At 61.8% G+C, this 26,937-nt stretch carries 24 protein-coding genes; 10 read left to right on the top strand and 14 right to left on the bottom strand.

Annotated elements, in window-relative coordinates; genetic code table 11:
* Window positions 1-19: 19 nt before the first annotated feature.
* The 13 genes from lpxP to C1N62_RS15615 all read right to left on the bottom strand — a co-directional run bounded on the left by lpxP (window position 20) and on the right by C1N62_RS15615 (window position 11,864).
* Entirely contained in the window at window positions 20-940 is a 921-nt protein-coding gene (lpxP, locus tag C1N62_RS15675) for a kdo(2)-lipid IV(A) palmitoleoyltransferase (RefSeq protein WP_137764505.1), read from the bottom strand.
* A gap of 362 nt (window positions 941-1,302) precedes the next feature.
* Window positions 1,303-1,599, bottom strand: coding sequence for a DNA-binding transcriptional regulator Fis (fis, locus tag C1N62_RS15670; protein ID WP_000462905.1), 297 nt, complete (start codon window positions 1,597-1,599; stop codon window positions 1,303-1,305).
* Window positions 1,581-2,585, bottom strand: coding sequence for a tRNA dihydrouridine synthase DusB (gene dusB / locus C1N62_RS15665; RefSeq protein ID WP_137765037.1), 1,005 nt, complete (start codon window positions 2,583-2,585; stop codon window positions 1,581-1,583). Before dusB ends, fis begins: the two co-directional genes overlap by 19 nt.
* Before the next feature lie 382 nt (window positions 2,586-2,967).
* Window positions 2,968-3,717 (bottom strand): carbonic anhydrase, encoded by a 750-nt coding sequence (locus C1N62_RS15660; RefSeq protein ID WP_206057755.1) that lies wholly within the window; start codon window positions 3,715-3,717, stop codon window positions 2,968-2,970.
* Window positions 3,718-3,898: 181 nt separating this feature from the next.
* Window positions 3,899-4,780: a 50S ribosomal protein L11 methyltransferase gene (gene prmA, locus C1N62_RS15655; RefSeq protein ID WP_137764504.1), complete on the bottom strand. Its 882-nt coding sequence runs from the start codon at window positions 4,778-4,780 to the stop codon at window positions 3,899-3,901.
* 12 nt (window positions 4,781-4,792) lie between these two features.
* Window positions 4,793-6,247, bottom strand: coding sequence for a sodium/pantothenate symporter (panF, locus tag C1N62_RS15650; RefSeq protein WP_137764503.1), 1,455 nt, complete (start codon window positions 6,245-6,247; stop codon window positions 4,793-4,795).
* Entirely contained in the window at window positions 6,237-6,482 is a 246-nt protein-coding gene (locus tag C1N62_RS15645; protein ID WP_137764502.1) for a YhdT family protein, read from the bottom strand. The genes panF and C1N62_RS15645 overlap by 11 nt, the downstream gene beginning before the upstream one ends.
* Before the next feature lie 150 nt (window positions 6,483-6,632).
* On the bottom strand, window positions 6,633-7,982 hold the full coding sequence (gene accC, locus C1N62_RS15640; RefSeq protein ID WP_137764501.1) for an acetyl-CoA carboxylase biotin carboxylase subunit: 1,350 nt from the start codon (window positions 7,980-7,982) through the stop codon (window positions 6,633-6,635).
* 11 nt (window positions 7,983-7,993) lie between these two features.
* Entirely contained in the window at window positions 7,994-8,464 is a 471-nt protein-coding gene (accB, locus tag C1N62_RS15635; RefSeq protein WP_137764500.1) for an acetyl-CoA carboxylase biotin carboxyl carrier protein, read from the bottom strand.
* Window positions 8,465-8,494: 30 nt separating this feature from the next.
* Window positions 8,495-8,947, bottom strand: a complete 453-nt coding sequence (gene aroQ, locus C1N62_RS15630) for a type II 3-dehydroquinate dehydratase (RefSeq protein WP_137764499.1) — start codon at window positions 8,945-8,947, stop codon at window positions 8,495-8,497.
* Window positions 8,948-9,176: 229 nt separating this feature from the next.
* Complete coding sequence (gene msrQ / locus C1N62_RS15625) at window positions 9,177-9,779, bottom strand: protein-methionine-sulfoxide reductase heme-binding subunit MsrQ (RefSeq protein ID WP_137764498.1); 603 nt, start codon at window positions 9,777-9,779, stop codon at window positions 9,177-9,179.
* Complete coding sequence (gene msrP, locus C1N62_RS15620) at window positions 9,780-10,784, bottom strand: protein-methionine-sulfoxide reductase catalytic subunit MsrP (protein ID WP_137764497.1); 1,005 nt, start codon at window positions 10,782-10,784, stop codon at window positions 9,780-9,782.
* Window positions 10,785-10,889: 105 nt separating this feature from the next.
* Window positions 10,890-11,864: an MDR family oxidoreductase gene (locus tag C1N62_RS15615; protein ID WP_137764496.1), complete on the bottom strand. Its 975-nt coding sequence runs from the start codon at window positions 11,862-11,864 to the stop codon at window positions 10,890-10,892.
* Between the two features lie 231 nt (window positions 11,865-12,095).
* On the opposite strand from C1N62_RS15615, the gene csrD reads away from it, so the two are divergent.
* From csrD to tldD, 8 genes are all read left to right on the top strand, one after another.
* Window positions 12,096-14,021, top strand: a complete 1,926-nt coding sequence (csrD, locus tag C1N62_RS15610; RefSeq protein WP_137764495.1) for an RNase E specificity factor CsrD — start codon at window positions 12,096-12,098, stop codon at window positions 14,019-14,021.
* A 329-nt stretch (window positions 14,022-14,350) separates the two neighbouring features.
* On the top strand, window positions 14,351-15,394 hold the full coding sequence (gene mreB / locus C1N62_RS15605; RefSeq protein WP_003855260.1) for a rod shape-determining protein MreB: 1,044 nt from the start codon (window positions 14,351-14,353) through the stop codon (window positions 15,392-15,394).
* 172 nt (window positions 15,395-15,566) lie between these two features.
* On the top strand, window positions 15,567-16,559 hold the full coding sequence (mreC, locus tag C1N62_RS15600; protein WP_137764494.1) for a rod shape-determining protein MreC: 993 nt from the start codon (window positions 15,567-15,569) through the stop codon (window positions 16,557-16,559).
* Window positions 16,556-17,044 (top strand): rod shape-determining protein MreD, encoded by a 489-nt coding sequence (gene mreD / locus C1N62_RS15595; RefSeq protein ID WP_137764493.1) that lies wholly within the window; start codon window positions 16,556-16,558, stop codon window positions 17,042-17,044. The genes mreC and mreD overlap by 4 nt, the downstream gene beginning before the upstream one ends.
* An 8-nt stretch (window positions 17,045-17,052) precedes the next feature.
* Window positions 17,053-17,646 carry a nucleoside triphosphate pyrophosphatase gene (locus tag C1N62_RS15590; protein WP_137764492.1) on the top strand — a complete coding sequence of 198 codons (594 nt, stop codon included), beginning with the start codon at window positions 17,053-17,055 and terminating at the stop codon, window positions 17,644-17,646.
* Complete coding sequence (gene rng, locus C1N62_RS15585) at window positions 17,636-19,105, top strand: ribonuclease G (protein ID WP_137764491.1); 1,470 nt, start codon at window positions 17,636-17,638, stop codon at window positions 19,103-19,105. The genes C1N62_RS15590 and rng overlap by 11 nt, the downstream gene beginning before the upstream one ends.
* Before the next feature lie 112 nt (window positions 19,106-19,217).
* Window positions 19,218-23,030, top strand: a complete 3,813-nt coding sequence (yhdP, locus tag C1N62_RS15580; RefSeq protein WP_137764490.1) for an AsmA2 domain-containing protein YhdP — start codon at window positions 19,218-19,220, stop codon at window positions 23,028-23,030.
* Between the two features lie 66 nt (window positions 23,031-23,096).
* The gene (tldD, locus tag C1N62_RS15575) at window positions 23,097-24,542 is read left to right on the top strand and encodes a metalloprotease TldD (protein ID WP_137764489.1); all 1,446 of its coding nucleotides are present in this window, start codon (window positions 23,097-23,099) and stop codon (window positions 24,540-24,542) included.
* Window positions 24,543-24,572: 30 nt separating this feature from the next.
* On the opposite strand, the gene aaeR is transcribed toward tldD, so the two are convergent.
* Window positions 24,573-25,505 (bottom strand): HTH-type transcriptional activator AaeR, encoded by a 933-nt coding sequence (gene aaeR, locus C1N62_RS15570; protein ID WP_137764488.1) that lies wholly within the window; start codon window positions 25,503-25,505, stop codon window positions 24,573-24,575.
* A 278-nt stretch (window positions 25,506-25,783) separates the two neighbouring features.
* Between aaeR and aaeX the strand changes: the two genes are divergently transcribed.
* A complete protein-coding gene (gene aaeX / locus C1N62_RS15565) occupies window positions 25,784-25,987 on the top strand; it encodes a p-hydroxybenzoic acid efflux pump operon protein AaeX (RefSeq protein ID WP_137765035.1) in 204 nt (67 codons plus the stop codon).
* Window positions 25,988-25,996: 9 nt separating this feature from the next.
* Window positions 25,997-26,932, top strand: coding sequence for a p-hydroxybenzoic acid efflux pump subunit AaeA (gene aaeA / locus C1N62_RS15560; RefSeq protein WP_137764487.1), 936 nt, complete (start codon window positions 25,997-25,999; stop codon window positions 26,930-26,932).
* The last annotated feature ends 5 nt before the right edge of the window (window positions 26,933-26,937 follow it).

Here is a 26,937-nt window from a genome sequence, read left to right as displayed (position 1 = left end):
CCGGGAGAGGAAAATCACGTCAGTAGAGCGAAGGCGTGCCCGCCGGGCGGGTTTTGAAGCGGCGATGCAGCCACATGTACTGCTCCGGCGCGCGCATGATTTCGCGCTCCACAATGCGGTTCATGTAGGCAGCGGCGGCCAGCTCGTCATCCATCGGGTAGTCCTGCAACGCTGGCTGGATCAGCAGCTCATAGCCGCGCCCATCCTCGCGGCGCACCAGCACCACCGGCACCAGCGCTGGCTTCGCTAGACGCGCCAGCATAAAGGTGCCGCTGGTGGTGGCGGCCTGATCAACGGCGAACAGCGGCGCAAACACGCTGCCACGCGGGCCGTAGTCCTGATCCGGCGCGAACCATACCGCTTCGCCGCGCTTGAGGGCGTGCACCATGCCGCGCAGGTCTTTGCGATCCAGCATCGCCTTGTTAGAGCGCATACGGCCCCAGGTCTGCGCCACTTCCATCGCCTTGTTATTGTGCGGGCGGTACATCGCCATCATCGGCTGGCAGAGGCCCATCGCCCGGCCGCCCAACTCCAGTGACATAAAGTGGATGCCAATCACTAGCACGCCGCGCTGGTCTTGCTGTGCGCTCTTCAGGTTGTGCAGGCCGTTGACGTTGAACCAGCGTTTGACGCGGCGATCGGACCAGAACCATGCCATGCCAGTCTCAATCAGCCCCATGCCGAGTGACTCAAAGTTGCTGACTACTTTGCGCTCCAGCAGCTCCGGGCACATCTCTGGGAAGCAGAGTTGCAGGTTGCGGCGGGTGATGGAGACGCGGCGCTTCAAAAAGCGCATCGAGGTGCGGCCCATCCAGATGCCCAGACGGTGCAACAGCGGGTAGGGAAGTTGCACCAGCAGGAACAGCACGCCCAGCCCAAACCAGGTCGTCCAGTAACGTGGGTGCAGCAGGGCGCGGGAAAATTTTTGCGGGTTTTTCATGTCACAACTCATTATGCATTGGAAAGGGGGCGTAACGCATAAAGAGGTGACTCGTTAGCGGTACGTGGGTGTAGACACTGGAGGTCAGCAATCGTTTGAAAATAGGCTCGAAGTGACACAATCTTTACACAAAAGCGGAGATCGCGAGGTAAACCGACGTGGAAGGTGTTTAGCGAGCGAGGCGACTTTTGCGGCGGAGTATATCATGGCGTTTGGTAAAGATAACGGGGCGAAAATGAAGAAAAAGCGTGCTTTTCGGGCAATCGGTGAGCAAATGTGACTGGCGAAAAAAGAGGCAATAAAAAAGGCGTCACTCCATGCCGAGTGACGCCTTCTAAATCAGGCAATTAACCGATCAGGGATCAGTTCATGCCATATTTTTTCAATTTTTTGCGCAGGGTGCCGCGGTTGATGCCCATCATCAGGGCTGCACGGGTCTGGTTGCCACGGGTGTATTGCATCACCATGTCCAACAGGGGCTGTTCAACTTCAGCCAATACCAGCTCATACAGGTCATTCACGTCCTGACCATTCAGTTGAGCGAAATAGTTCTTCAGTGCTTGTTTAACCGAATCACGCAGGGGCTTTTGAGTCACCTGATCCTGGGAGTTAACGGTAGAAACGGTCAGTACGTCAGAATTCACGCGTTGTTCGAACATAGTTCTGTCAGCTCTTTTTTTACGCTAAGATTTTCGAAATATGCTTCCAACGCCTCCAGCTGTTCGCTGGCTTCCTCTATAGCGTTGAATGAGCGCCGAAACTGGTCATTCGGGGCGTTCTCCTGGAGATACCAGGATACGTGCTTACGAGCGATGCGGAATCCCTTGCCGGGCCCATAAAAGCCGTGCAATTCCCGTACATGCTCGATCATCAAGCGCCTCACCTCGCCAAGCGGCATCGGTGGAAGCAGCTCCCCAGTGTCCAGATAATGCTGGATTTCCCGGAAGATCCAGGGTCTCCCCTGGGCCGCGCGGCCTATCATCAGGGCATCTGCCCCCGTATAGTCGAGCACAGCCCTGGCTTTATGCGGGTCAGTAATGTCGCCATTCGCGATAACCGGAATGGAGACAGTCTGCTTAACTGTCCGAATGCTGTCGTACTCTGCGTCGCCATTAAACAGGCAGGCGCGGGTCCGGCCATGAATGGTCAGGGCCTGAATACCACAATCTTCAGCCAATTGGGCAATTTCTACACAGTTACGGTGGTCCGGCGCCCAACCAGTGCGAATTTTCAGCGTAACTGGCACATCGACCGCGTTAACCACGGTGTGAAGGATCCGTTTGACCAGATCGGGGTACTGCAAGAGTGCAGAGCCTGCCAGTTTGCGGTTCACTTTCTTGGCCGGGCAACCCATATTGATATCGATGATTTGGGCACCATTTGCCACGTTGATTCTGGCGGCCGCCGCCATATCCTCCGGTTCGCTGCCGGCAATCTGCACGGTACGAATCCCGGGTTCATCGTCGTGTACCATGCGCAAACGCGATTTATCTGTCCGCCACACTTCCGGATTGGAAGAGAGCATTTCAGAAACCGTCATCCCCGCACCCATCGCGTGACAAAGCGCGCGAAACGGGCGGTCAGTTACACCGGCCATGGGGGCGGCAATCAGGCAATTAGTGAGTTGGTGGTGTCCAATGCGCATAGACAAAAATTTGACCATACTGTGTCCGCAAGGGCGCGTATATTACGCATTTTTCAGACGATATGAAAGGCCAAACTTTGAACAATTCCGCCTGGATTTGGCTAAAAAGGTGATGGCCGTCACTTTTTTAGAAAATTTATAGAATATAAACAACAAGTTATAAATTGAAGGCTAAATAATAGCCACAAAAATAATCCCGATTATGCAGCATTTTATCGTCAAAATGAGCGAAATCAGTCGCTATTCTAGGCGGCTTGGTCGGCCGAACCAGGAGATTGCTTCACGCACTGGTTGAAATGTGACCGATCCGTGACGCCGCCGTCGCAACAAAAAATGTGGTCTGATGACCTCGCCCACTGCGTAAACCCAAAAAAACGCCCGCTTACTCCACCACCACCCGGCCATGCAGCGGCTGCACCGGACGGTTATTGTTGTGGTGCATCAACTGTTTGAATTTCTCAAGCTGCGCCTCGGAGAGGGTCTGTGGCTGCTTCAGCACCAGCCAGCGTACCCCCTCGGAGCAGGGCGGGGTGGTCAGCGAGCCGGAGAAGCGATAGTGGGTCAGGGAGTGGGGCAGCAGGCCGTTGAGATCGAGCGCCTTGGTCAGGGCCACCGGCTGGTCAACCTGCTGCGGCATCTGCTGCCACAGGGCTTCCAGCACCGGGTTAGCCTTGCCGAGCTTGAACATCACCGCCACCACGGCCATTTCGCCATCGGCATCCTTGTGCACCAGATGCATCTCCATCGGGAAGGATTCACCGTTGAGGGTGTTTTCACTTGGCGCGTGGAAGTGGAACTGTTGCAGGCGGAACGCCTCGCCATCCAGCGTCACTTTGTTCCCTTCGGGGACGGAGATTTGCAGCGTATGGCCATTGTTGACCATGCTCTCAGGGGCTTTCGGGTAGCTCACTTTCAGCGGGCGGGGGTGCGCCTTGAGCGCGTCATGGATGTCGATGGGTGACTGGTTTTTGCCGTACTCACACAGGCTAAAGTCCTGGGAGAGGGTGCCCCAGTGCGCGGGTGCGCCCTCGCCCTCATAACCCCAGTGCGGAGCGCTGGATGCCGTGTGATCCGCCGCGACGGCGGGCAGGGTGGCCAGCAACGAGGCGGCCAAAAACAGTGCATGTTTCATCTCTTTCTCTTGGAAGGTATAGAAAATGGGAGTCCGGCAGGGCCGGGAGGTGTGCGGCGCAGGGTACGCCTGCGGGGGGTAAGAGAGGAGGCAAAAAATGGCATTTTGGCCACCCGGAGGTGGCCAAACGTGCGGTTTACTCTTTGTGCAAACGAAAGATTAAAACGCTATTAATCAACTGTTAACGGCGGGTGCCCGTGATGCGACACCACTCCTCGCGCTCCGCCACCGGATCCAGCGTGAACAGGTCGCGGTAGGCTTCGGAGACGCTCTCCGCCTGCGTTGCCAGCACGCCGGAGAGGCCGAGGTGGCCGCCCTGCTTCGGCAGGCAGCCAATCAGCGGGGCCAGCTCACGCAGCGGGCCAGCGAGGATGTTCGCCACCACCACGTCAGCGCTCAGGTCTGCTGGCTGGTCTTGCGGCAGGAACAGCTCCAGACGCTCCGAGACGCCGTTGCGCTGTGCGTTGTCGCGGCTGGCCTGGATCGCCTGCGGATCGATGTCGATGCCGATGGCGCGCGCCGCGCCCAGCTTCAGGGCAGCGATCGCCAGAATGCCGGAGCCACAGCCGAAGTCGATCACCGTCTTGCCAGCCAGATCCAGCCCGTCGAGCCACTGGAGGCAGAGCGCGGTGGTCGGGTGGGTGCCAGTACCGAACGCCAGCCCCGGATCGAGCATCACGTTCACCGCCTCCGGGTCTGGCACGTCGCGCCAGCTCGGGCAGATCCACAGGCGCTCACCGAAGCGCATCGGGTGGAAGTTATCCATCCACTCACGCTCCCAATCCTTGTCCTCGAGCTGCTCGATGCGGTGGGCGAAGCCCTCGCCCAGCAGCGGTGAGCCGGAGAGGATCGCGACCACCTCTTTCATGTCCGTTTCGGCGTCATACAGGCCGATGACGTCGGTGTCGCCCCACAGGCGGGTCTCGCCCGGCAGCGGCTCGAACACCGGCGTGTCGTGGGTGTCCTGGAAGGTGACGGACACCGCGCCGCTCTCGATCAGGGCGTCGCCCAGGCTCTCCGCGTCACTGCCGCGGGTGTTGATTTTCAGTTGAATCCAAGGCATGGCAAATCTCTTCTAAGGTTGTGGCCCGGTAGCGGGATGCGGGCGCGCGGGCGCCTCTCCGAACCGGTTACCGATATAAAACGCTAGCAGGCTGAGCAGCAGCGAAGGAACAATGGGGTGCAGGCCGGCGATATGCAGGTCAATGCTGGCCAGCAGCGTGTAGCTGGCGGCCCCGGTTATCATTGAGCTTAGCGCACCCGTGGCGTTGGCCCGCTGCCAGTAGAGGCCGAGCACCAGCGGCCAGAGGAACACCGCCTCCAGCCCGCCAAACGCCAGCAGGTTGAGCCAGATGATCATCTCCGGCGGGCGCCAGGCCGCCAGCAGCACCAGCAGCCCCAGCACCAGCGTCGCCAGGCTGGTGAGGCGCGTCAGGCGGCGCTCATTCGCCAGCGCCGCCGGGCGGGCATAGAGGTAGAGATCCTTCACGATCGTCGCGGAGGATTGCAGCAGCTGCGCATTGATGGTCGACATGATCGCCGCCATCGGCGCGGCCAGAAAGATCCCGGCGGCGAAGGGCGGCAGCACGGCGATCATCAGCGTCGGGATCACTTGATCAGGGATCTTCAAATCGGGCAGCACCGCCCGGCCCAGCGCCCCGGCCAGATGCATCCCCAGCATCAGCACCGCCATCACGAGGGTGCCCAGCACGATGCCACGGTGCACTGCCTTGCTGTCACGGTAGGAGATGCAGCGCACGGCGGTGTGCGGCAGGCCAATCACGCCGAAACAGACCAGAATCCAGAACGAGGCCATGAATGGCAGGCTCAGGATATCCTCCCCGCCGCGCGGTGAAACCAGTTTCGGGTCAATCTGCTGAAGCGTAGTGACCGCCGCATGCAGGCCACCGGCGGCGTGGATCACCCCCAGCAGCAGCAGCACGGTGCCAAGCAGCATCACCAGCCCCTGCATCGCGTCATTCAATACGCTGGCGCGGAAGCCGCCGAAGGCGGTGTAGAGCGCGATGCTGACGCCAAAGATCAGCAGGCCGGTGTCATAGGGGATGCCAGCCGCCGTCTCCAGCAGCCGCGCGCCGCCGATGAACTGCACCGTCATCGCGCCCAGAAAGGCCACCAGCAGGCTGAAGCTCGCCAGCCATACCAGCAGCCGGCTCTGGTAGCGGGCGTAGAGCATGTCGTTGAGCGTGACGGCGTTGTAGCGCCGCGCCAAAATGGCGAACTTCTTGCCGAGCACCCCCAGCGACAGCCACACCGCCGGTAGCTGGATCATCGCCAGCAGCACCCAGCCGAGGCCATATTTATAGGCCGCGCCGGGGCCGCCGATAAAGGAGCTGGCGCTGATGTAGGTGGCGGTCAGGGTCATCGCCAGCACAAAGCCGCCCATCGAGCGGTTGCCGATGAAGTACTCATTCAGGAAGTTGCCCTTCTGGCGGCGGCGGTAGGCATAGACCGATAGGCCAAACACCAGCAGCAGGTAGCCGAGCAGCGGCAGCAACACATCAGTTTGCATGGTCATGATCCTCAAGCGGGATGTCGCGGAACACCACCCGCACCATCAGCCAGCAGAGCAGGACAAACCCCAGCGGCACCAGCAGGCAGGCCAGTTCAAACCAGTGCGGCAGCCCGGTCACGCCCTGGGCATCGCTTGGCAGGTAGGCCGCCAGCAGCCAGGCCAGCAGATAGGCCAGCGACAGGCCGAACGCCCAGCGCGCTTCCCGATGCGCCTGTATAAATCGCGTATCCATCCTCTTCCTCATCAGGTTGGCAGGAAAACAGAGTCGCGATTTTACGGCAGTGAAGCGGTTTGACCAGAACAATTCTGTGTGGCGGGGAGGGCGGTGGGCAGCGGGCATAAAAAAACGCCCACAGGGTGGGCGTTTTCAGGCAGCGAGGAATTACTTCTCCTGCAGGCCGAGTTTCTTCTCCAGATAGTGGATGTTGGTGCCACCATGCTGGAAGTTTTCGTCAGCCATAATGCGCTGCTGGAGATCAACGTTGGTTTTGATGCCGTCGATGATCAGCTCCGCCAGCGCATTGCGCATACGGGCAATTGCCACGTCACGGTTCTCACCGTAGGTGATCAGCTTGCCAATCATGGAGTCATAGTACGGGGGCACAGTGTAGCCCGCGTAGATATGGGACTCCCAACGCACGCCAAAACCGCCCGGCGCGTGGAAACGGGTGATCTTGCCAGGGCTTGGCAGGAAGGTGTTCGGATCCTCGGCGTTGATACGGCACTCGACCGCATGGCCCTGGATGCGCACTTCGTCCTGCGTGATGGAGAGCGGTTGGCCGGCTGCGATGCGCAGCTGCTCTTTGATCAGGTCAACGCCAGTGATCATCTCGGTCACCGGGTGCTCCACCTGGATACGGGTGTTCATTTCGATGAAATAGAACTCGCCGTTCTCATACAGGAACTCGAAGGTGCCCGCGCCGCGGTAGTTGATGTCGATACAGGCTTTCGCGCAGCGGTCGCCGATGTAACGGCGCATTTCGCTGGTGATGCCCGGCGCTGGCGCCTCTTCAACCACTTTCTGGTGGCGACGCTGCATGGAGCAGTCACGCTCGGCCAGATAGATGGCGTTGCCCTGACCGTCCGCCAACACCTGGATCTCGATGTGGCGCGGGTTCTCCAGGTACTTCTCCATGTACACCATGTCGTTGTTGAAAGCCGCTTTGGCTTCCGCACGGGTCATGGAGATGGACTGCTCGAGGTCTTTGTCGCTGCGCACCACGCGCATACCACGACCGCCGCCGCCGCCGGAGGCTTTGATGATGACCGGATAACCGATGCGTTTCGCGAACGCGCGGTTCTTCTCCATGTCATCGCCCAGCGGGCCGTCGGAGCCAGGTACGCACGGAACGCCAGCTTTCTTCATCGCGTTGATGGCGGAAACCTTGTCGCCCATCAGGCGGATGGTCTCGGCGCGCGGGCCGATGAAGATAAAGCCGGAGCGCTCAACCTGCTCGGCAAAGTCGGCGTTCTCGGAGAGGAAGCCGTAACCTGGGTGGATAGCCACCGCGCCGGTGATCTCAGCGGCCGCGATGATAGCCGGGATGTTCAGATAGCTTTTTACGGACGGCGCAGGGCCGATGCAGACGGTTTCGTCTGCCAGCAAAACGTGTTTCAGGTCGCGATCCGCGGTGGAGTGTACCGCTACGGTCTTGATGCCCAGCTCTTTGCAGGCACGCAGAATGCGCAGGGCGATCTCACCACGGTTGGCGATGACAATTTTATCTACCATGGGACGCCTCGTTATTCGATGACGACCAGCGGCTCGTCAAATTCAACCGGTTGGCCGCTTTCGAGCAGGATGGCTTTCACCACGCCGGATTTGTCAGCTTCGATCTGGTTCATCATCTTCATGGCTTCAACGATACACAGGGTATCGCCCGCGTTGACTTTCTGGCCCACTTCCACGAACGGCTTGGCGTCCGGGCTAGGCGTGCGGTAGAAGGTGCCAACCATCGGCGAGCGCACGATGTGGCCGCTGATGGCAGCTGGCGCGGCCGGTGCGGCGTCTGCCGGGGCAACGGCAGCCGGTGCAACAGCAGCCGGGGCCGGTTGCGGCATCGGCATGGCGTAAGCCTGTTGCATCATCGGGAAGTTCTGCGCGGCCGGGGCACGACTGATACGAACTGATTCTTCACCTTCAGAAATTTCCAGTTCAGCGATGCCGGACTCTTCAACCAGTTCGATCAGTTTCTTGATTTTACGAATATCCATGAGTGTGATTCCGTACTCTTTTTGCTTGATTTAATTGGATTTTGACAAGCGGCGTGCCGCTGCCTGTAATGCAAAGGTATAACCATCAGCCCCTAAACCACAAATGACGCCGACAGCAATATCAGAAAGATAGGAGTGGTGGCGGAACGGCTCGCGCGCATGAACGTTGGAGAGGTGGATCTCGATAAACGGGATCGCCACCGCCAACAGGGCATCGCGCAGCGCCACGCTGGTGTGCGTGAAGGCCGCCGGGTTAATCAGGATGAAATCCGTGTTGCCGCGGGCCTGATGGATGCGATCAATCAGGGCATGTTCCGCATTGGATTGCAGGTGACTCAGCGTCATGCCCAGTTCATCGGCCTGGCTCTCCAAACGACTGACAATTTCCGGCAACGTGGTGTGCCCATACTTCTCCGGCTCACGTGAACCCAGCAGGTTCAGGTTGGGGCCGTTCAGAAGCAAGATGTGGAAGTTGTCTGCCATCGTGTACCTATCTCCGTCAATTTAACCTGTATTGTAGAAAATAACCCGATGTCATCATTTTGTCACCCTTTTCGCGGTCATCCGGGTGCCTTCAGGCCGCCAAAGCTGGGCATTATAATGATATCGTGGCAAATCGCAGCTAAATACTGGTCTTATCAGCGAAGATAATCAACCCTTTATCGTTAGTAAAGTGTGACGAACCCACAGAAAACGGGTGCGCGCCGGGCACTTATCGCCACCACTGGCGCACCTTTTTATAGCGGAATGCCAGCAGGATCGCCGCAATCAGCGCATAAATCACCGGTTGGGGCGACACGGTCTTCACCGACCAGAGATAGTGGATCGGCGCAAGGATTGCCACCAAATAGATGGCGTTGTGCAGCCGCTGCCAATTTTTTCCGAGTCGGCGCTGCGATCCCATCGTCGAGGTGACGGCCAGCGCCAGCAGCGTCAGCCAGCTTATCACGCCAAGCGTCAGGTAGGGGCGCGATACCAGCTCAGAGGCCAGCAGGCGCAGGTTGTTGATCCCCAGCTCCAAAAAGGTGTAGCTCAGCAGATGCAAGCTGGCCCAGGCAAAGCACCACAGCCCCAGCAGGCGGCGGGTGCGGATCAGCAGCGGCTGCTTGCCATAGCGTGCCAGCGGCGCAACCAACAGGGTCGCCAGCAGCAGCTTCAGCGCCATCCGGCCGGTAAAGTGCTGGATATCTTTCGCCGGATCGGCGCTAAACCCGCCCTGACTCACCGACCAGACCAGCCACACCAGCGGCAGGAACGCGGCGAGGTGGAGCAGCACCTTCAGGCCGGTGACCTGTTTCAGGCTCAGTCGCTTCACTTAGAAATTCTCCCTCAAATCCATGCCGCGGTAGAGCGAGGCCACCTGATCGCCGTAGCCATTGAACAGCAGGGTGGGCTGGCGCTTCACGTCCAGAATGCCGCCCGAACCAATCACGCGCTCGGTGGCCTGCGACCAGCGCGGGTGGTCAACGTGCGGGTTGACGTTGGCGTAAAAGCCATACTCATTGGGGGCGGAGAGGTTCCAGGTGGTGGGCGGCTGCTCCTTGGTCAGGCGCAGGGTGACAATCGACTTGATGCCCTTGAAGCCATACTTCCACGGCGTAATCAGCCGGATCGGCGCGCCGTTCTGCGGCGGCAGCTCCTTGCCGTAGACGCCGACCGTCATCAGCGCCAGCGGGTGCATCGCCTCATCCAGCCGCAGCCCCTCGACGTAGGGGTAGTCGAGGCCGCCGCCGACAAAGCGATCGCGCTGGCCGGGCATGTGCTCCGGGTCATAGAGCGTCTGGAAGGCGACGTAGCGCGCGTTGCTGGTCGGCTCCGCCAGCTTGATCAGCTTGCCCAGCTCGAAGCCGACCCACGGCACCACCATCGACCATGCCTCAACGCAGCGCATACGGTAGATGCGCTGCTCGAGCGGGAAGCGCTTGAGCAGGTCATCCATGCCGAGGGTCATGGGTTTCGCCACCTCGCCCTCGATGCGGATCTTCCAATCAGCGGTGGGCAGCGTGCCCGCATTGGCGGCCGGATCAGCCTTGTCGAGGCCAAACTCATAGAAGTTGTTGTAGCCGGTGACCTTGTCCTCTGGCGTCAGCGGCCAGTCCGGCTGGTAGGCGGGCGGCTTGGTAAAGGTGAGGGGCTTGCCGGCCGGTGCCTTGGCTGGCTCGCTGCCCTTCAGCCAGGAGAGCAGATCGGCGCGGGCGGCGGAGGGCAGGGCCAGCGTGGCGGCAGAGATGCCCAGTGCCTGCATCACCCGGCGGCGACCCATCATAAAGACCTGTTCCGGCGTGACGTCGGCTTCGGTCAACTTGCGTGACTTACTCATCTGAATCTCCAGCGAAAGGCGATAACCTCTAAATTATCGCCTTTTGGGGGGTTTCCGCGAGCGGTGTCCGCGCATTTGTTACAACTTTGTGCCTGATGTGACCCTTTAGCCGCCGATTCGCACCAGCGTACGGCCGGTGATGCGGTTCTCCATCAGCGCCGTCGCCGCCTCCGGCACGGCTTCCAGATCGATCTCGGTGGCGGCCTGCTGGTAGAAGCGCGCTGGCAGGATGCTGGCCAACCGCTCCCAAGCGGTTTGGCGACGGTGCAACGGCGCGCGCACCGAGTCAATGCCCTGCAAGCGCACATTGCGCAAGATGAAGGGCATGACGGTAGTGGGCAGCAGGTAGCCGCCCGCCAGACCGCAGGCGGCGACCACGCCGTTATAGTTCATCTGCGCCAGCACGCTGGCCAGCAGGCGGTCGCCCACGGTGTCAATCGCGCCAGCCCAGCGCTGGCTCTCCAGCGGGCGGGCCGCCTCAAAGAATGTCTCACGCGGCAGGATGTGGCTGGCCCCCAGTTCGCGCAGGTAGTCGTGGGTGCTGGTACGGCCGCTGACCGCCGTCACTTGATAGCCGAGCTGCGCCAGCAGCGCCACCGCCGTGCTGCCGACGCCGCCGCTGGCCCCGGTAACCAGCACCTCGCCGCTCTCCGGCGTGACGCCGCCCTCCTCAAGCGCCATCACGCAGAGCATGGCGGTCAGGCCGGCGGTGCCGATGATCATGCTCTGGCGCGCCTCCAGCGTCGGCGGCAGCGCCACCAACCAATCCGCTTTCACCCGTGCCTGCTCGGCCAGCCCGCCCCAATGGTTCTCGCCCACGCCCCAGCCGGTCAGCACCACCTGCTGGCCCGCGCGGAAACGGCTGTCGCGGCTCTCCCGCACCGTGCCAGCGAAGTCGATCCCCGGCACCATCGGGAAGTTGCGCACAATCTTGCCTTTGCCGGTGATGGCCAACGCATCCTTATAGTTCAGGCCAGACCATGCCACCTGCACCGTGACGTCGCCCTCAGGCAGGCGTGCGGCGTCAATCTCCTGCACGCGGGCTGGGGTTCCTTGCTGCTCAAGCAAAAGCGCTTTCATACCACCTCTCATAATAAAGATGAATTTTTAGCCAAATAAGTTGTCTCTTTATGAATATAAACGCTTTATCTGCCGGGCAGCATGAGGCAGGACAAAAAAGCGTACCGCCCCACTTTGGGAGAGGCCTCGCAAACGGTCTCTTTTCATACGTTCCGGAACCTGTTTTATTTTATAGTAGCGGCCCGCAGGGGGACTGCCCTTCCACTTAACCACGGTACGCAAGGCTCAGGGATGCGATTCACAACCAAACTTTCCGCTTTCATTACGCTGTTGGTGGCCTTGGCAATGTTGCTGATGCTGCTGGGAAGCGCGTTTAGTTTTTTCACCCTCAGCCAGCAGCGTATGCAGTCGCATCTCCAGTCGTTTGCCACCACCTTTGATCAGGGGCTGTTGACCCAGCCGCCCGGCTCAGTGCCCAACTGGCTGCCGCTGGCGATGCGTACCGTCGGGGTGAGCGAGGTAAGCGTGATCAACGGCGGCCACGTCTACTACCACCTGGCACTGCCGCCCGACCGCCGTCACCCACCGGCCAACTATGCCTGGCGGGTAGCGAAGGTGCCGCTGATGCAGCACCCCGGTTCCACCCTGCAAATGACCTATCCCGATCCCTTCGCCAACTTCACCCACTCGCTGCAAACGTCGCTGCCGGTGAGTCTGGCGATCATCGCCATGATAGGCGTGCTGCTGGTCAGTTACCGCTGGCTGAGCCGACAGATCCGCGGCTATGAGCTGCTGGAGACGCGGGCGCGGCAGATCCTGCGCGGCGAGCGCGACAGTGTGATGCAGGGCAACATGCAGGAGTGGCCGCCGGTGGTAAGTGGCGCGCTCGACCGCCTGCTGCGTGAACTGCGCGATGCCCAGGAGGCGCGCAGCCGGGTGGACACCCTGATCCGCGCCTTCGCGGCGCAGGATGCCTCCACCGGCCTCAATAACCGCATCTTCTTTGATAACCAGCTCACCACCCAGCTGGAGGATGAGGGGGCGCACGGCGTGGTGATGGTGATCCGCCTGCCCGATTTCGACACCCTACGTGACGTGCATGGCCAACCGCAGGCGCAGGATCTGCTGAACGCGGTGGTCAACCTGCTCTCCACCTTCGTGATGCGCTTCCCCTCGGCGCTGCTGGCGCGCTACTTCCGCAGTGATTTCGCGGTGCTCTTGCCGCACAGCACGCTGAAGGAGGGAGAGGTGATGGCGGCACAGCTGGCAAACGCGGTGGGCGTGCTGCCGACCCACCCGGCCATCGATCGCGACGCGCTGCTCTATATTGGCATCAGCGTCTACCGCTTCGGCCAGTCGGCGGAAGAGGTGATGGACAACGCCGGGCAGGCGGCGCGGCTCGCCTCGCTACAGGGCAGCAATGGCTGGATCGTGCATGATGACCGGGTGCCGGAGCGCGGCCGCGGCAGCGTCAAGTGGCGCACGCTGCTGGAGAGCGTGCTGGCGCGCGATGGCCTGCGCCTCTACTACAAACCGGCGCTGGCGCGTGACGGCCAGCGCCACCACATCGAGATTTTGCGGCGCATCTTTGATGGCGAGCAGGAGCTGCTGGCGGCGGAGTTCCTCCCCTATGCCATGCTGTTTGGGCTGGCCCAAAGCTATGACCGCCACACCCTTGGCCAGATCCTGCCGCTGCTGGCGGAGTGGCCGGAGGAGACGCTGGCCTGCCCGTTGACGGTGGACGCCCTGTTGCAGCGCGCCTTCCGGCAGTGGCTGCGTGACACCCTGCTGCAATGTGAAAAAAGCCAGCGCCAGCGCATATTGATTGAACTTGCGGAGGCGGATCTCTGTCAACACATCGACCGGTTGCGTCCGGTGCTGCGCCTGCTGCGTGGGCTGGGCTGCCGGATCGCGGTGGCGCAGGCGGGCCTGACGGTGGTCAGCACCGCCTACATCAAGACCCTGCCGATTGAGCTGGTGAAGCTCCACCCTGGGCTGGTGCGCAGCATCGATCGGCGGGTGGAGAACCAACTGTTTGTGCAGAGTCTGGCGGATGCCTGCGCCGGCACCCAGGTGCGGCTGTTTGCCGCGGGCGTCAGGACGGTGGAGGAGTGGCAAACGCTGCTCGACAAGGGGATCCACGGCGGGCAGGGCGATTATTTCGCGCGGCCAGAGCTTGTCGAAAGAAGCAACAAAAAATATTCGTTCAACTGGTAGCATTACGCTGATCGAATGGAACGAATTGACGTAGAATGAGCCAGCCCGAGGAGAGGGGCGTTGGTGAGTACCTACCAACGCTGCCTATGGCGGGAATTGTGATTTTTACTGTGTGGTGTGACCGCCTTTATGGCTTGCCGGGCAGGATGCGCGACGAGCGGTGCCAAAAAAACGGCAGAGTCCTTGTTTTATGGCTGATAAATTGTCAACATCGCAGACTATTTTTTCACCGGAGCAGAATCTTTATGCGCCTTGTCGCTGCTTCGCGTGGTTGGTAAAGTAGGCGGATTTTATTTTCCGCCCCCAGCTTGCAGGATTATCCTTTCGTTATGTTTAAGAAATTCCGTGGCATGTTTTCCAATGACTTGTCCATCGACCTGGGTACGGCCAATACCCTGATTTATGTTAAAGGGCAAGGCATTGTACTGAACGAACCTTCGGTCGTGGCCATTCGCCAGGATCGTGCCGGTTCCCCGAAAAGCGTGGCCGCCGTCGGTCACGATGCCAAACAGATGCTGGGGCGTACTCCCGGTAACATCGCGGCCATCCGCCCGATGAAAGATGGCGTGATTGCTGACTTCTTTGTGACTGAAAAAATGCTTCAGCACTTCATCAAACAGGTCCATAGCAACAGCTTTATGCGCCCAAGCCCGCGTGTGCTGGTGTGTGTGCCAGTGGGCGCCACCCAGGTTGAGCGCCGCGCCATCCGTGAATCCGCGCAGGGCGCGGGCGCGCGTGAGGTGTTCCTGATTGAAGAACCGATGGCAGCCGCCATCGGCGCGGGCCTGCCAGTCTCCGAAGCCACCGGTTCGATGGTGGTGGATATCGGCGGCGGTACCACTGAAGTGGCGGTGATCTCGCTCAACGGCGTGGTCTACTCCTCTTCCGTGCGCATTGGCGGCGACCGTTTTGACGAAGCTATCATTAACTACGTGCGCCGCAACTATGGCTCACTGATTGGCGAAGCCACCGCAGAGCGCATCAAACACGAGATCGGTTCCGCCTATCCGGGCGACGAAGTGCGTGAGATTGAAGTGCGCGGCCGTAATCTGGCTGAGGGCGTGCCACGCGGCTTTACCCTGAACTCCAATGAGATCCTGGAAGCCCTGCAAGAGCCGCTGACCGGCATCGTCAGCGCGGTGATGGTGGCGCTGGAGCAGTGTCCGCCAGAGCTGGCCTCTGACATCTCCGAGCGCGGCATGGTGCTGACCGGCGGTGGCGCACTGCTGCGTAACCTCGATCGCCTGCTGATGGAAGAGACCGGCATCCCAGTGGTGGTGGCGGAAGATCCACTGACCTGCGTGGCGCGCGGCGGCGGCAAGGCATTGGAAATGATCGACATGCACGGCGGCGATCTGTTCAGCGAAGAGTAATCCGCGCAGTCATCAGCCCCGGGAAGGGCAATGCGACACGAACAGCCGTGCAGTGAATGAGGCGCGCCCGCCAGGGCGCGCCGACCTGCCCGATTACCCTGTATTCCTGTGCGTGAACGGCTTTCACGCCGTGTGGCTAACCCCTTCTGTTGTCGAGGAACCCGCATAATTTATGAAGCCGATTTTTAGCAGGGGGCCTTCCCTGCAATTACGTCTCTTTCTGGCGATTGTCGCGGCGATCGCCCTGATCATTGCCGACAGCCGCCTCGGTACTTTCATGAAGATCCGTACCTATATGGATACGGCCGTCAGCCCCTTCTACTTCCTCTCCAATGGCCCGCGTAAACTGCTGGACAGCGTCTCCGATACCCTGGCTACCCGCCAGCAACTGGAGCTGGAGAACCGTGCGCTGCGTCAGGAGTTGCTGCTGAAAAACAGCGACCTGCTGCTGCTCGGCCAGTTCAAGCAGGAGAACGCCCGCCTGCGCGAGCTGCTTGGCTCGCCGCTGCGTCAGGATGAGCAGAAGATGGTGACGCAGGTGATTTCGACCGGCACCGACCCCTACAGCGACCAGGTGGTGATCGACAAGGGCGCGGACAACGGCGTCTACGAGGGCCAGCCGGTGATCAGCGACAAGGGCGTGGTGGGGCAGGTGGTGGCCGTTGCCAAGTTCACCAGCCGCGTGCTGCTGATCTGCGACGCCTCGCACGCGCTGCCAATCCAGGTGCTGCGTAATGACATTCGCGTGATTGCCGCTGGCAGCGGCTGCGCCGATGACCTGCAACTGGAGCACCTGCCGAGCAACACCGACATCCGCGTCGGCGACGTGCTGGTCACCTCCGGCCTTGGCGGCCGCTTCCCTGAGGGTTACCCGGTGGCGGTGGTCTCTTCGGTGAAGGTCGATAACCAGCGCGCCTACACGGTGATTCAGGCACGGCCCACCGCTGGCCTGCAACGCCTGCGCTACCTGCTGCTGCTCTGGGGCTCAGATCGCAATGGCGACCTGCCACTCTCCCCGGAGGAGGTGCACCGTGTCGCCAATGAGCGCCTGACGCAGATGATGCCGCAGGTGTTGCCGCGTCCCGGTGAGGTAGCCGGGCCGCCAGCCCCGGCTGCCGCGCAGCCCGCCACGGGCACCGCGCCGTCCACGGGGGCACGGCCATGAACCGTTACCGCAGCCACGGGCGCTGGATCATCTGGATCTCGTTCTTTGTCGCCATGCTGCTGCAAATCATGCCGTGGCCGGAGCAGATCTACATGTTCCGGCCCTCATGGCTGACGCTGATTTTGATCTACTGGGTGATGGCGCTGCCGCACCGGGTCAACGTCGGCACGGGCTTTATCCTTGGGCTGGTGATTGACCTGATCCTTGGCTCCACCCTCGGGGTGCGGGCGCTGGCGCTGGGCATCATCGCCTATCTGGTGGCGTTCAAGTTCCAACTGTTCCGCAATATGGCGCTCTGGCAACAGGCGCTGATTGTGATGCTGCTGTCGCTGGCGATGCACGTGATGGTGTTCTGGGCGGAATTTTTGGTGATAAACGTCTCATTCCGGCCGGAAGGATTCTGGAGTAGTGTGGTAGACGGCATATTGTGGCCGTGGCTGTTCCTGTTGATGCGTAAGATCCGCCGCAAATTTGCCGTGCAATAAGGAGCGACATGACTTCACTCTATCTGGCCTCCGCCTCACCGCGGCGGTATGAACTGCTTTCCCTGCTGGAGATCCCTTTCGAGCGCCTGAGCGCGGAGGTGGAGGAGGTGCGCCACCCCTACGAAACGCCCGAGGGCTACGTGCGTCGGCTGGCGCAGGATAAAGCACGCGCTGGCGTGGCTGTCGCACCGCAGGATTTGCCGGTGCTCGGTTCTGATACTATCGTGGTATTGGATAACCAGGTGCTGGAGAAGCCGCGGGATGCCGCCCATGCCGCGCAGATGCTGCATGCGCTCTCCGGCAAGCGGCACCAGGTGATGACCGCGGTGGCCTTCGCCGACCGCGAGGATCTGCTCTGTGCGCTGGTGGTCACGGAGGTCACCTTCCGGGTGGTCACCGATGAGGAGATCCAGCGTTACATTGCCAGCGGCGAGCCGATGGACAAGGCGGGCGCCTATGGCATCCAAGGAAAAGGCGGTTGCTTTGTCCGCGAGATTCGCGGCAGTTATCCGGCGGTGGTGGGCCTGCCGCTGGTGGAGACACAGGAGCTGTACGGCCAGTTTATGGCAGTCCGCAAGGTAAGGAGAGACCATGACCGCTGAATTGCTGGTAAACATTACGCCATCCGAAACCCGCGTCGCCTATATCGACGGCGGGACGCTGCAAGAGATTCATATTGAGCGCGAGGCCAAGCGCGGCATCGCTGGCAACATCTATAAGGGGCGCGTCAGCCGCGTCCTGCCGGGAATGCAGGCGGCCTTCGTGGACATCGGCCTCGACAAGGCGGCCTTCCTGCACGCCTCCGACATCATGCCGCACACCGAGTGCGTGGCGGGCGATGAGCGGAAAAATTTCCATGTGCGTGACATCGCCGAGCTGGTGCGTCAGGGGCAAGACCTGATGGTGCAGGTGGTGAAAGATCCGCTCGGCACCAAGGGCGCGCGCCTCACCACTGACATCACCCTGCCATCCCGCTATCTGGTCTTCATGCCGGGCGCGGCGCACGTCGGCGTCTCCCAGCGCATTGAGAGCGAGGCGGAGCGCAACCGGCTGAAGAAGATTGTTGCCGCCTACTGCGACGATCAGGGCGGCTTCATCATTCGCACTGCCGCCGAGGGCGTCGGCGAGGAGGAGCTAAAGCAGGATGCCGCCTTCCTCAAGCGCTTGTGGACTAAGGTCACCGAGCGCAAAAAACGCAACATCACCAAGTGCAAACTCTACGGCGAGGTGGCGCTGGCGCAACGCATCCTGCGTGACTTTGCCGGTGCGGCGCTGGATCGCATCCGCGTGGACTCACGCCTGACCTACGATCTGCTGATGGAGTTCACCGCCGAGTACATGCCGGAGCTGACCAGCAAGCTGGAGCACTACACCGGCAAGCAGCCGATCTTCGATCTCTACGACGTGGAGAACGAGATCCAGCGGGCGCTGGAGCGCAAGGTGGAGCTGAAGTCGGGCGGCTACCTGATCATCGACCAGACCGAGGCGATGACCACCATCGACATCAACACCGGGGCGTTTGTCGGTCACCGCAATCTGGATGAGACCATCTTCAACACCAACGTGGAGGCGACGCAGGCGATCGCCCGCCAACTGCGGCTGCGCAACCTCGGCGGCATCATTATCATCGACTTCATTGACATGAATAATGAGGATCACCGCCGGCGGGTGCTGCACTCGCTGGAGCAGGCGCTGAGCAAAGACCGGGTGAAGACCAGCGTCAACGGCTTCTCGCAGCTGGGGCTGGTGGAGATGACCCGCAAGCGCACGCGGGAGAGCGTGGAGCACGTGCTGTGCGGCGAGTGCCCGACCTGCCACGGCCGTGGCACGCTGAAAACCGTGGAGACCGTCTGCTATGAGATCCTGCGTGAAATCGTGCGGGTGCACCACGCCTATGACGCTGACCGCTTCCTGGTCTACGCCTCTCCGGCGGTGGGCGAGGCGCTGAAGGGCGAAGAGTCCCACGCGCTGGCCGAGGTGGAGATCTTCGTCGGCAAACAGGTGAAGGTGCAGATCGAACCGCTCTATAATCAGGAACAATTTGATGTGGTCATGATGTGACCTGCCCCCCGGCGGCTGCGGCCGCCCCCTTTGTTGCCTCTGCGTCGCACGTGGCTGTAAAACTGAATTGATGTCTATCCCGCCGCAGGTGCGGGGTAACAAGGAGATACACGTGAGGCGAGTGCCGGGAATACTGTTAACCACCTGCGCCACGGTCGTTGTGACGGTGGCGTTGTCGATCAGTGGCCTACGGTTGATCCTGCCTAAGCTTGACACCTTCCGGCCACAGCTGCTGGAGAAGATCGAGGCGGTAAGCGGGGTGCCGGTCAAGATTGCCGCGCTCTCCGGCCGCTGGGAGACCTTCGGCCCGACGCTGGAGGTGCAGGGGCTGAGCGCGCGCCTGCCGGACGCCTCCTGGCAGCTGGATCGCGCCACGCTGGCGCTGGATGTCTGGCAGTCGCTGCTGCATGGCCGCTGGCAGTTCCGTGACCTCACCCTCTACGGCCTGAAGCTTGATTTCGACAGCACGCTGGGCGGCCGTGACCGTCAGGGCAACGCCATTGAGCCTGACACCCTCAGCACCCTGTTCCTCCAGCAGGTGGATCACTTCGACCTGCGCAACAGCCGCATCTCCTTCCTCACCCCCTCCGGGCCGCGCGCGGTATTTGACGTCCCGCAACTTACCTGGCTCAACCGCGCCGACCGCCACCGCGCCGAAGGGCAGATCAGCCTCTCCACCTTCACCGGCCAGCATGGCGTGGTGCAGTTGCGCATGGATCTGCGCGACAGCGAAGGGCGGCTGGATCGCGGCAAACTTTACCTTCAGGCGGATGGCATTGACCTCAAGCCGTGGCTGAGCCGCTGGCTGCGCAAGAACACCGGCCTGCAAACCGGCAACATCAGCATGGCCGCCTGGCTGGAGGTGCAGAACGGCGAGATTGCCAGCGGTGACCTGCGGGTGAAGCAGGGTGAGGCGCGCTGGAACATCGACGGCCAGCCGCACCAGCTTAACGTTGGCGAACTGGCGTTGCAGGCGACGCGCCACGGGCGCGGCTGGCTGTTCACCGTGCCGCAGGTACGGCTGCAAACCGACGGTCAGCCGTGGCCGGAGGGCGGGGTGTCGGCGCTGTGGCTGCCGGAAAACCATGACTTCCTCGGCCCGCCGCAGGGTGAGGAGCTGCGCCTGCGTACCCGCGACGTGCGCATTGAGCGGCTGGGGCCGCTGCTGCCAGCGCTGGCATTCCTCTCGCCCAACCTGCTGGCGCGCTGGAATGACCTGAAACCCAGCGGCCACATTGACGCGCTGGCGCTGGATATTCCGCTGAAGCAGCCAGACCAGACGCGCTTTCAGGCGCGCTGGCATGATGTCAGCTGGCAGCACTGGAAACTGGTGCCGGGCGTCAACCACTTCGCTGGCACGCTCTCCGGCAGTGTGCCGCAGGGGCGGCTGGATCTCGATCTCAATGACAGCGTGCTGCCCTATGGCGAGATGTTCCGCGCGCCGCTGGAGGTGCAGCGCGCCCGCGGCAGCCTGAGCTGGCGCAGTGACAGCAACGGCCTCGAGCTGGCTGGCACCGGGCTGAACGTGCAGGCGCGCTCGCTGTGGGCCACCGGTGACTTCCACTACGCGCAGCCCGCGAAGGGCGAGCCGTGGCTGAAAATTCTCTCCGGCATCCGGCTGTATGATGCCGCCGACGCCTGGCGCTACTTCCCGGAGCCGCTGATGGGCAAGGGGCTGGTTAACTACCTGAGCGGCGCGATTCAGGGCGGGCAGGTGGAGAACGCCACGCTGGTCTACGCTGGCGACCCCGGCCAGTTCCCCTACAAGCGCAATCAGGGCCAGTTCCAGGTCTATGTGCCGCTGCGCCACTCGACCTTCCAGTTCCAGCCCGGCTGGCCAGCGTTGCAGGATCTGGCGATTGACCTCAACTTCGTCAACGATGGTCTGTTTATGAAAGCGCCGCACACCATGCTGGGGCAGGTCGCTGGCAACAATGTGGCCGCCGCCATCCCGGACTACCTGAAGCGCAAACTGCTGATTGACGCCGACATTCGCGGCGAGGGCAGGGAAGTGGGCAACTACTTCAACCAGACGCCGCTAAAAGGCTCGCTGGGCGCGGCGCTCGATCAGTTGCAGATTGGCGGCGAGGTCAACGGGCGGCTGCACCTCGACATCCCCTTGGATGGCCAGCAAGTGCGCGCGAGTGGCGAAGTGGCGCTGGCGCGCAACAGCCTGCTGATCAAGCCGCTGAACACCACCATCGCTGACCTGAGCGGCACCTTCCACTATGACAACGGCAACCTCCAGAGCCAGCCGATGAACGGCGTCTGGTTCGGCCAGCCGTTGCAGGTGGACTTCTCCACCCAAGAGCAGCCGGAGAGCATGAAGATTGGCGTCAATCTGGCGGGCGACTGGCTGCCAGCCAAACTGCCCGGCCTGCCGGAGGCCGCGGCAGAGGCGCTGGGCGGCCACGCCGCCTGGAAAAGCCAGGTGGGCATTACCCTGCCGCACCGGGGGCAGGCGCATTACGACGTAGAGGCGACGGCGAACCTGAAAGAAGTGAGCAGTCACTTACCTGCGCCGTTGGCGAAAGAGGCCGGTACGCCATTGGCGCTCAACCTGACCGCCAAAGGCGGCCTCAACGGCTTTGTGATGGGCGGACGCGTTGGCGAGAAAAACGCCTTCAACAGCCGCTGGATGCTGGGTCAGGGCATCACCCTCGACCGCGCGGCATGGCGCGCGGGTAACCAGATCCCGCCGCTGCCGCCGGAGAGCCGCCTGCACCTTGACCTGCCGCCGCTGGATGGCGAAAGCTGGCTGGCGCTCATCTCGCCGCAACAGGCGTCCGGCAAGGGCGGCACCTCCCTGCCGCGCTTTACCTTCCCGAAACAGGTGTCGCTCACCACGCCGGAGCTGGCGGCGGGCGGCCAGCGCTGGCATGAGGTGTCGGTGGAGAGTGAGCAGCAACTGGGCGGGATGCTGCTGCGGGCGAAGGCCAAAGAGGCGGACGGCACGCTGAAAATCGCCGAAAATGCGCCCTGGCAGGCTGACATCCGCTATCTTTATTATAATCCTCAATTTACTGAGGCCGGTGCATCGGCGGGCGGCACGGCAACCAATCCCTTCAGCCGTAACCGTATCTCTTTCCGCGACTGGCCAGCGCTGCGGCTGCGCTGCCAATCCTGCTGGTTCTACGGCCAGAACGTCGGCCGGGTGGAGGGCGACCTGACGCCGGGTGGCGATACGCTGGTGCTGAGCCACGGGCTGGTGGACACCGGCAAGCTGCGCCTGACGGTGGATGGGCAGTGGCAGCAGGGCGCGCAGAGCGAGCGCACCAGCCTGAAGAGCAAGCTGAACGGCGCACGGGTGGATGACGCCGCCAGCTGGTTCGGCCTCTCCACGCCAGTGAAGGAAGCGCCGTTCGATGTCGCCTTCGACCTGCACTGGCAGGGCGCGCCCTGGCAGCCAGCGGTGGCCACGCTCAACGGCACGCTCAACACCCAGTTTGGCAAGGGTGAAATCGCTGACCTCGGCGGTGGCCGCGCTGGCCAGTTGCTGCGGCTGGTGAGTTTCGACGCCCTGCTGCGCAAATTGCAGCTCGACTTCAGCGACACCTTCGGCAAGGGGTTCTATTTTGACTCCGCCAAGGCCACCATCTGGATCAAGGATGGCGTGCTGCATACCGATGACCTGCTGGTGGATGGTCTGGCGGCAGACATCGCCATGAATGGGCAGGTGGATCTGGTGCGGCGGCAGATTGAGATGGAGGCGGTCATCGCGCCGGAGATCTCTGCCACCGTCGGCGTCGCGACTGCCTTTGTGGTCAACCCGGTGATTGGGGCCGCGGTATTTGCCGCCAGCAAGGTGCTGGCGCCGCTGTGGAACAAAATCTCCCTGATTCGTTACCACATCAGTGGTAACGTGGATCAACCCAAAATTAATGAAGTGTTGCGCCAGCCGAAAGCGGTCAAGGCTGATGAGTAGCCGGGCGCAACCGTCCAGATGCCGGCGCGCCGCGCCGGATCTCCCTAAAACAAGAGTGAAGAGACTATGAGCCTGGCCTATGCTAGTGAGCAGTTACTTACTGCGAACAACCTTACTCACCAAGACCTCTCGGCGGTATTGGGCCAACTGGCTGAGCGCCGCCTGGACTATGCCGATCTCTATTTCCAGTCCAGCTACCATGAAGCCTGGGTGATTGAAGACAGCATCATCAAAGATGGCTCCTACAACATTGATCAGGGCGTCGGCGTGCGCGCCGTCAGCGGCGAGAAGACCGGCTTTGCCTATGCCGACCAGCTGACGCTGAACGCGCTGAACCTCAGCGCGCAGGCAGCGCGCAACATCGTGCGGGAGCAGGGCAACGGCACGGTGCATACGCTGGGCGAAGTGCGCCACAAGGCGCTCTACCCGCTGTTTGACCCGCTGCAAAGCCTGCCGCGTGAAGAGAAAATTGCCCTGCTGCACCGCGTAGACAAGGCAGCGCGCGCCGCTGACCGCCGCGTGCAGGAGGTGAGCGCCAGCCTGACCGGCGTCTATGAGACGGTGCTGGTCGCCGCCACCGACGGCACGCTGGCGGCGGATGTGCGCCCGCTGGTGCGCCTCTCCGTCAGCGTGCTGGTGGAGGAGGATGGCAAGCGCGAGCGCGGTTCCAGCGGCGGCGGCGGCCGTTTCGGCTATGACTTCTTCCTGGAGAGCGTGGATGGCGAAGTGCGCGCCGACGCTTGGGCGCGCGAGGCAGTGCGCATGGCGCTGGTGAACCTCTCCGCCGTGGCGGCACCGGCTGGCGCGATGCCGGTGGTGCTGGGCGCGGGCTGGCCGGGCGTGCTGCTGCACGAAGCGGTAGGCCACGGTCTGGAGGGCGACTTCAACCGCCGTGGCACCTCGGTCTTCAGCGGACAGGTGGGCGAGCTGGTGGCCTCCGAGCTGTGCACCGTGGTGGATGACGGCACCCTGCCGGGCCTGCGCGGCTCACTGGCGGTGGATGATGAGGGCGTGCCCGGCCAGTATAACGTGCTGATTGAGAATGGCGTGCTGAAGGGCTACATGCAGGACAAACTGAACGCCCGCCTGATGGGTGTCGCGCCGACCGGCAACGGCCGCCGTGAGTCCTATGCCCACCTGCCGATGCCGCGTATGACCAACACCTACATGCTGGCTGGCCGCTCCACGCCGGAAGAGATCATCAGCAGCGTCGAGTTCGGCCTCTATGCGCCAAACTTTGGCGGCGGGCAGGTGGATATCACCTCCGGCAAGTTCGTCTTCTCGACCTCCGAGGCCTACCTGATTGAGAAGGGGCGCATCACCAAGCCGGTGAAGGGCGCGACCCTGATCGGCTCGGGCATTGAGGCGATGCAGCAGATCTCGATGGTCGGCAATGACCTGGCGCTGGATCGCGGCGTGGGCGTCTGTGGCAAAGAGGGGCAGAGCCTGCCGGTCGGCGTTGGCCAGCCGACCCTGAAGCTGGATGCCCTCACCGTGGGCGGCACCGCCTGATCCCCTGGCCCTGCCCATCCGGGCAGGGCCTCACTCCTCGCTTGGCCGCTGCTCGCGGTACTGCTGGAACAGCGTACCGACGTGGTTGAAGTACTCTGTCAGATAGTTAATGCACACCTGCACCTTCAGCGGCAGCTTGTCCTTTTCGGTATAGAGGGCGTAGACCGGCCGCGGATCGGAGTGGTAGCGGGCAAACAGAATCTCCACCTCCCCGGCGTTAATCTCATCGATGATCCACATCAGCGGCACGTAGGCGATGCCAGCACCGGCCTTCAGCCAGCGGATCATGGTCTGCGAATCATTGGTGACGAAACGCCCCTGCGGGCTAAGGCGGGTGGTGATGCCCTCTGGCGCGATCAGCTCGAACTCGCTGTCTGGGCGCACGCTGTACTCCAGCCAAGAGAAGTTGACGATGTCCGCTGGCTTCTCCGGCGAGCCGTGCTGGCTGAGGTAGCTGCGGGCGGCGCACACCACCATCGGCATCGAGCCGAGGCGGCGCGAGAAGAGGCTGGAGTCCTGCAACGCGCCGACGCGGATCACCACGTCCAGCCCATCGGCGATCAGGTCTGGCGCGGGGATGCCGGTCACCAGATTGACCGTCAGGCCGGGGTACTCGCGCATCATGTCGGCGGTCATGTTCGCCAGCACATTTTGCGCCATGGTGGAGGAGCTGCCGATGCGCAGCGTGCCGGTCGGGGTGTTATTGAAGGCGTAGAGCTGCTCATGCACCTCCAACACGTCCTGCAACATGCGTCGGCAACCTTGGTAGTAGATCTTGCCCGCCTCGGTCAGGCCGATGCTGCGGGTGCTGCGGTTCAGCAGCTTCACCTGTAGCTCATTCTCCAGTTTGGAGACGGTCTGGCTGATGGAGGAGACGCTCATTTCCAGCTGCCGCGCCGCGGCCGTGAAGGAGCCGCACTCCACCACTTTGGCGAACACGGACATCCGTTTCAGTCTTTCCATTATTCACTCTGGCTTAAAAGTGATTTAGATCACATAAGGTAGATAAGGCTTTAATAAGCAGGCTAACATAGTGGCACAGGTGAAGTGCCTCTCGTCAGGCGAATCTTTAGTCAATCAGTTCTTCCTGCGACACCTCCGCGTTGCTCCAGTTTACTTTTCATTCTCGGTTTCCGACCTTTTTTCGGTGGCGGGAGCCGGATATTGCCTAAAATATCTGAAGCGCGTGCGCAGTTATGGTGAGGCATTAGCCCGGTAGAGTAAACAATAAGGAATAAATGATGAGTTTGCTTCCGGTAATGGTAATTTTCGGATTATCGTTCCCCCCGGTATTCTTCGAGATCATCGTCGCGCTGGCCCTCTTCTTCCTCCTGCGACGACTGCTGCAACCCACCGGGATCTATGATTTTGTTTGGCATCCAGCGCTGTTCAACACCGCGCTGTACTGCTGCTTGTTCTATCTGATCTCTTGTCTTTTTGTCTGAGGCCGTTCCGTGAAAACCCTATCCATAAAAATAATCCGTGTTGCGATCACTCTGCTCCTGGTCATCCTGGCGGCCATCGCGATTTTCCGCGCCTGGGTGTTCTACACCGAATCCCCCTGGACCCGTGACGCCAAGTTCACCGCCGATGTGGTCGGGCTGGCGCCGGACGTCAGCGGGCTGATCACCGCCGTGCCAGTGGTGGATAACCAGCTGGTGAAAGCGGGCCAGATCCTCTTCACCATCGATAAGCCGCGCTACCAGCAGGCGCTCGATGAGGCCGAGGCGGACGTGGCCTACTATCAGGCGCTGGCCGCCGAGAAAAAACGCGAGGCGGGCCGCCGCGTGCGCCTAGGCGTGCAGGCGATGTCGCAGGAGGAGATCGATCAGGCGAACAACTCGCTGCAAACCACCCTGCACCAGCTGGCAAAAGCCGAGGCGACGCGCGACTCGGCGCGGCTGGATCTGGCCCGTACCGATGTGCGCGCCCCGGCTGACGGCTGGGTGACCAACCTGCGCGTGCATGGCGGCGAATTCATCACCCGCGGCTCCACCGCCGTGGCGCTGGTGAAGAAGAACACCTTCTACATCCTCGCCTATATGGAAGAGACCAAACTGCCGCAGGTGAGGGTGGGCGACCGCGCGGAGATCACCCCGCTCGGCAGCAACCGCATCATGCACGGCACCGTGGACAGCGTTGCCGCGGGCGTGACCAACAGCAGCAGCACCGTGGACAGCAAGGGGCTGGCGACCATCGACAGCAATCTGGAGTGGGTGCGGCTGGCACAGCGCGTGCCGGTGAAGATCCGTCTGGATGACATCGACCAGAGCCACCCTTACCCGGCTGGCACCACCGCCACCGTGGTGCTGACCGGCCCGAACGATCGCAACCTGCAACAGGCTTCGCCCTTCGTGCAGTTCCTGCACCGCCTGCGTGAGTTCGGCTAAGGGGA

The organism is Nissabacter sp. SGAir0207, from assembly GCF_005491205.1.
Taxonomy (GTDB): domain Bacteria; phylum Pseudomonadota; class Gammaproteobacteria; order Enterobacterales; family Enterobacteriaceae; genus Chimaeribacter.
This window is presented reverse-complemented; position numbering and strand designations above follow the sequence as displayed.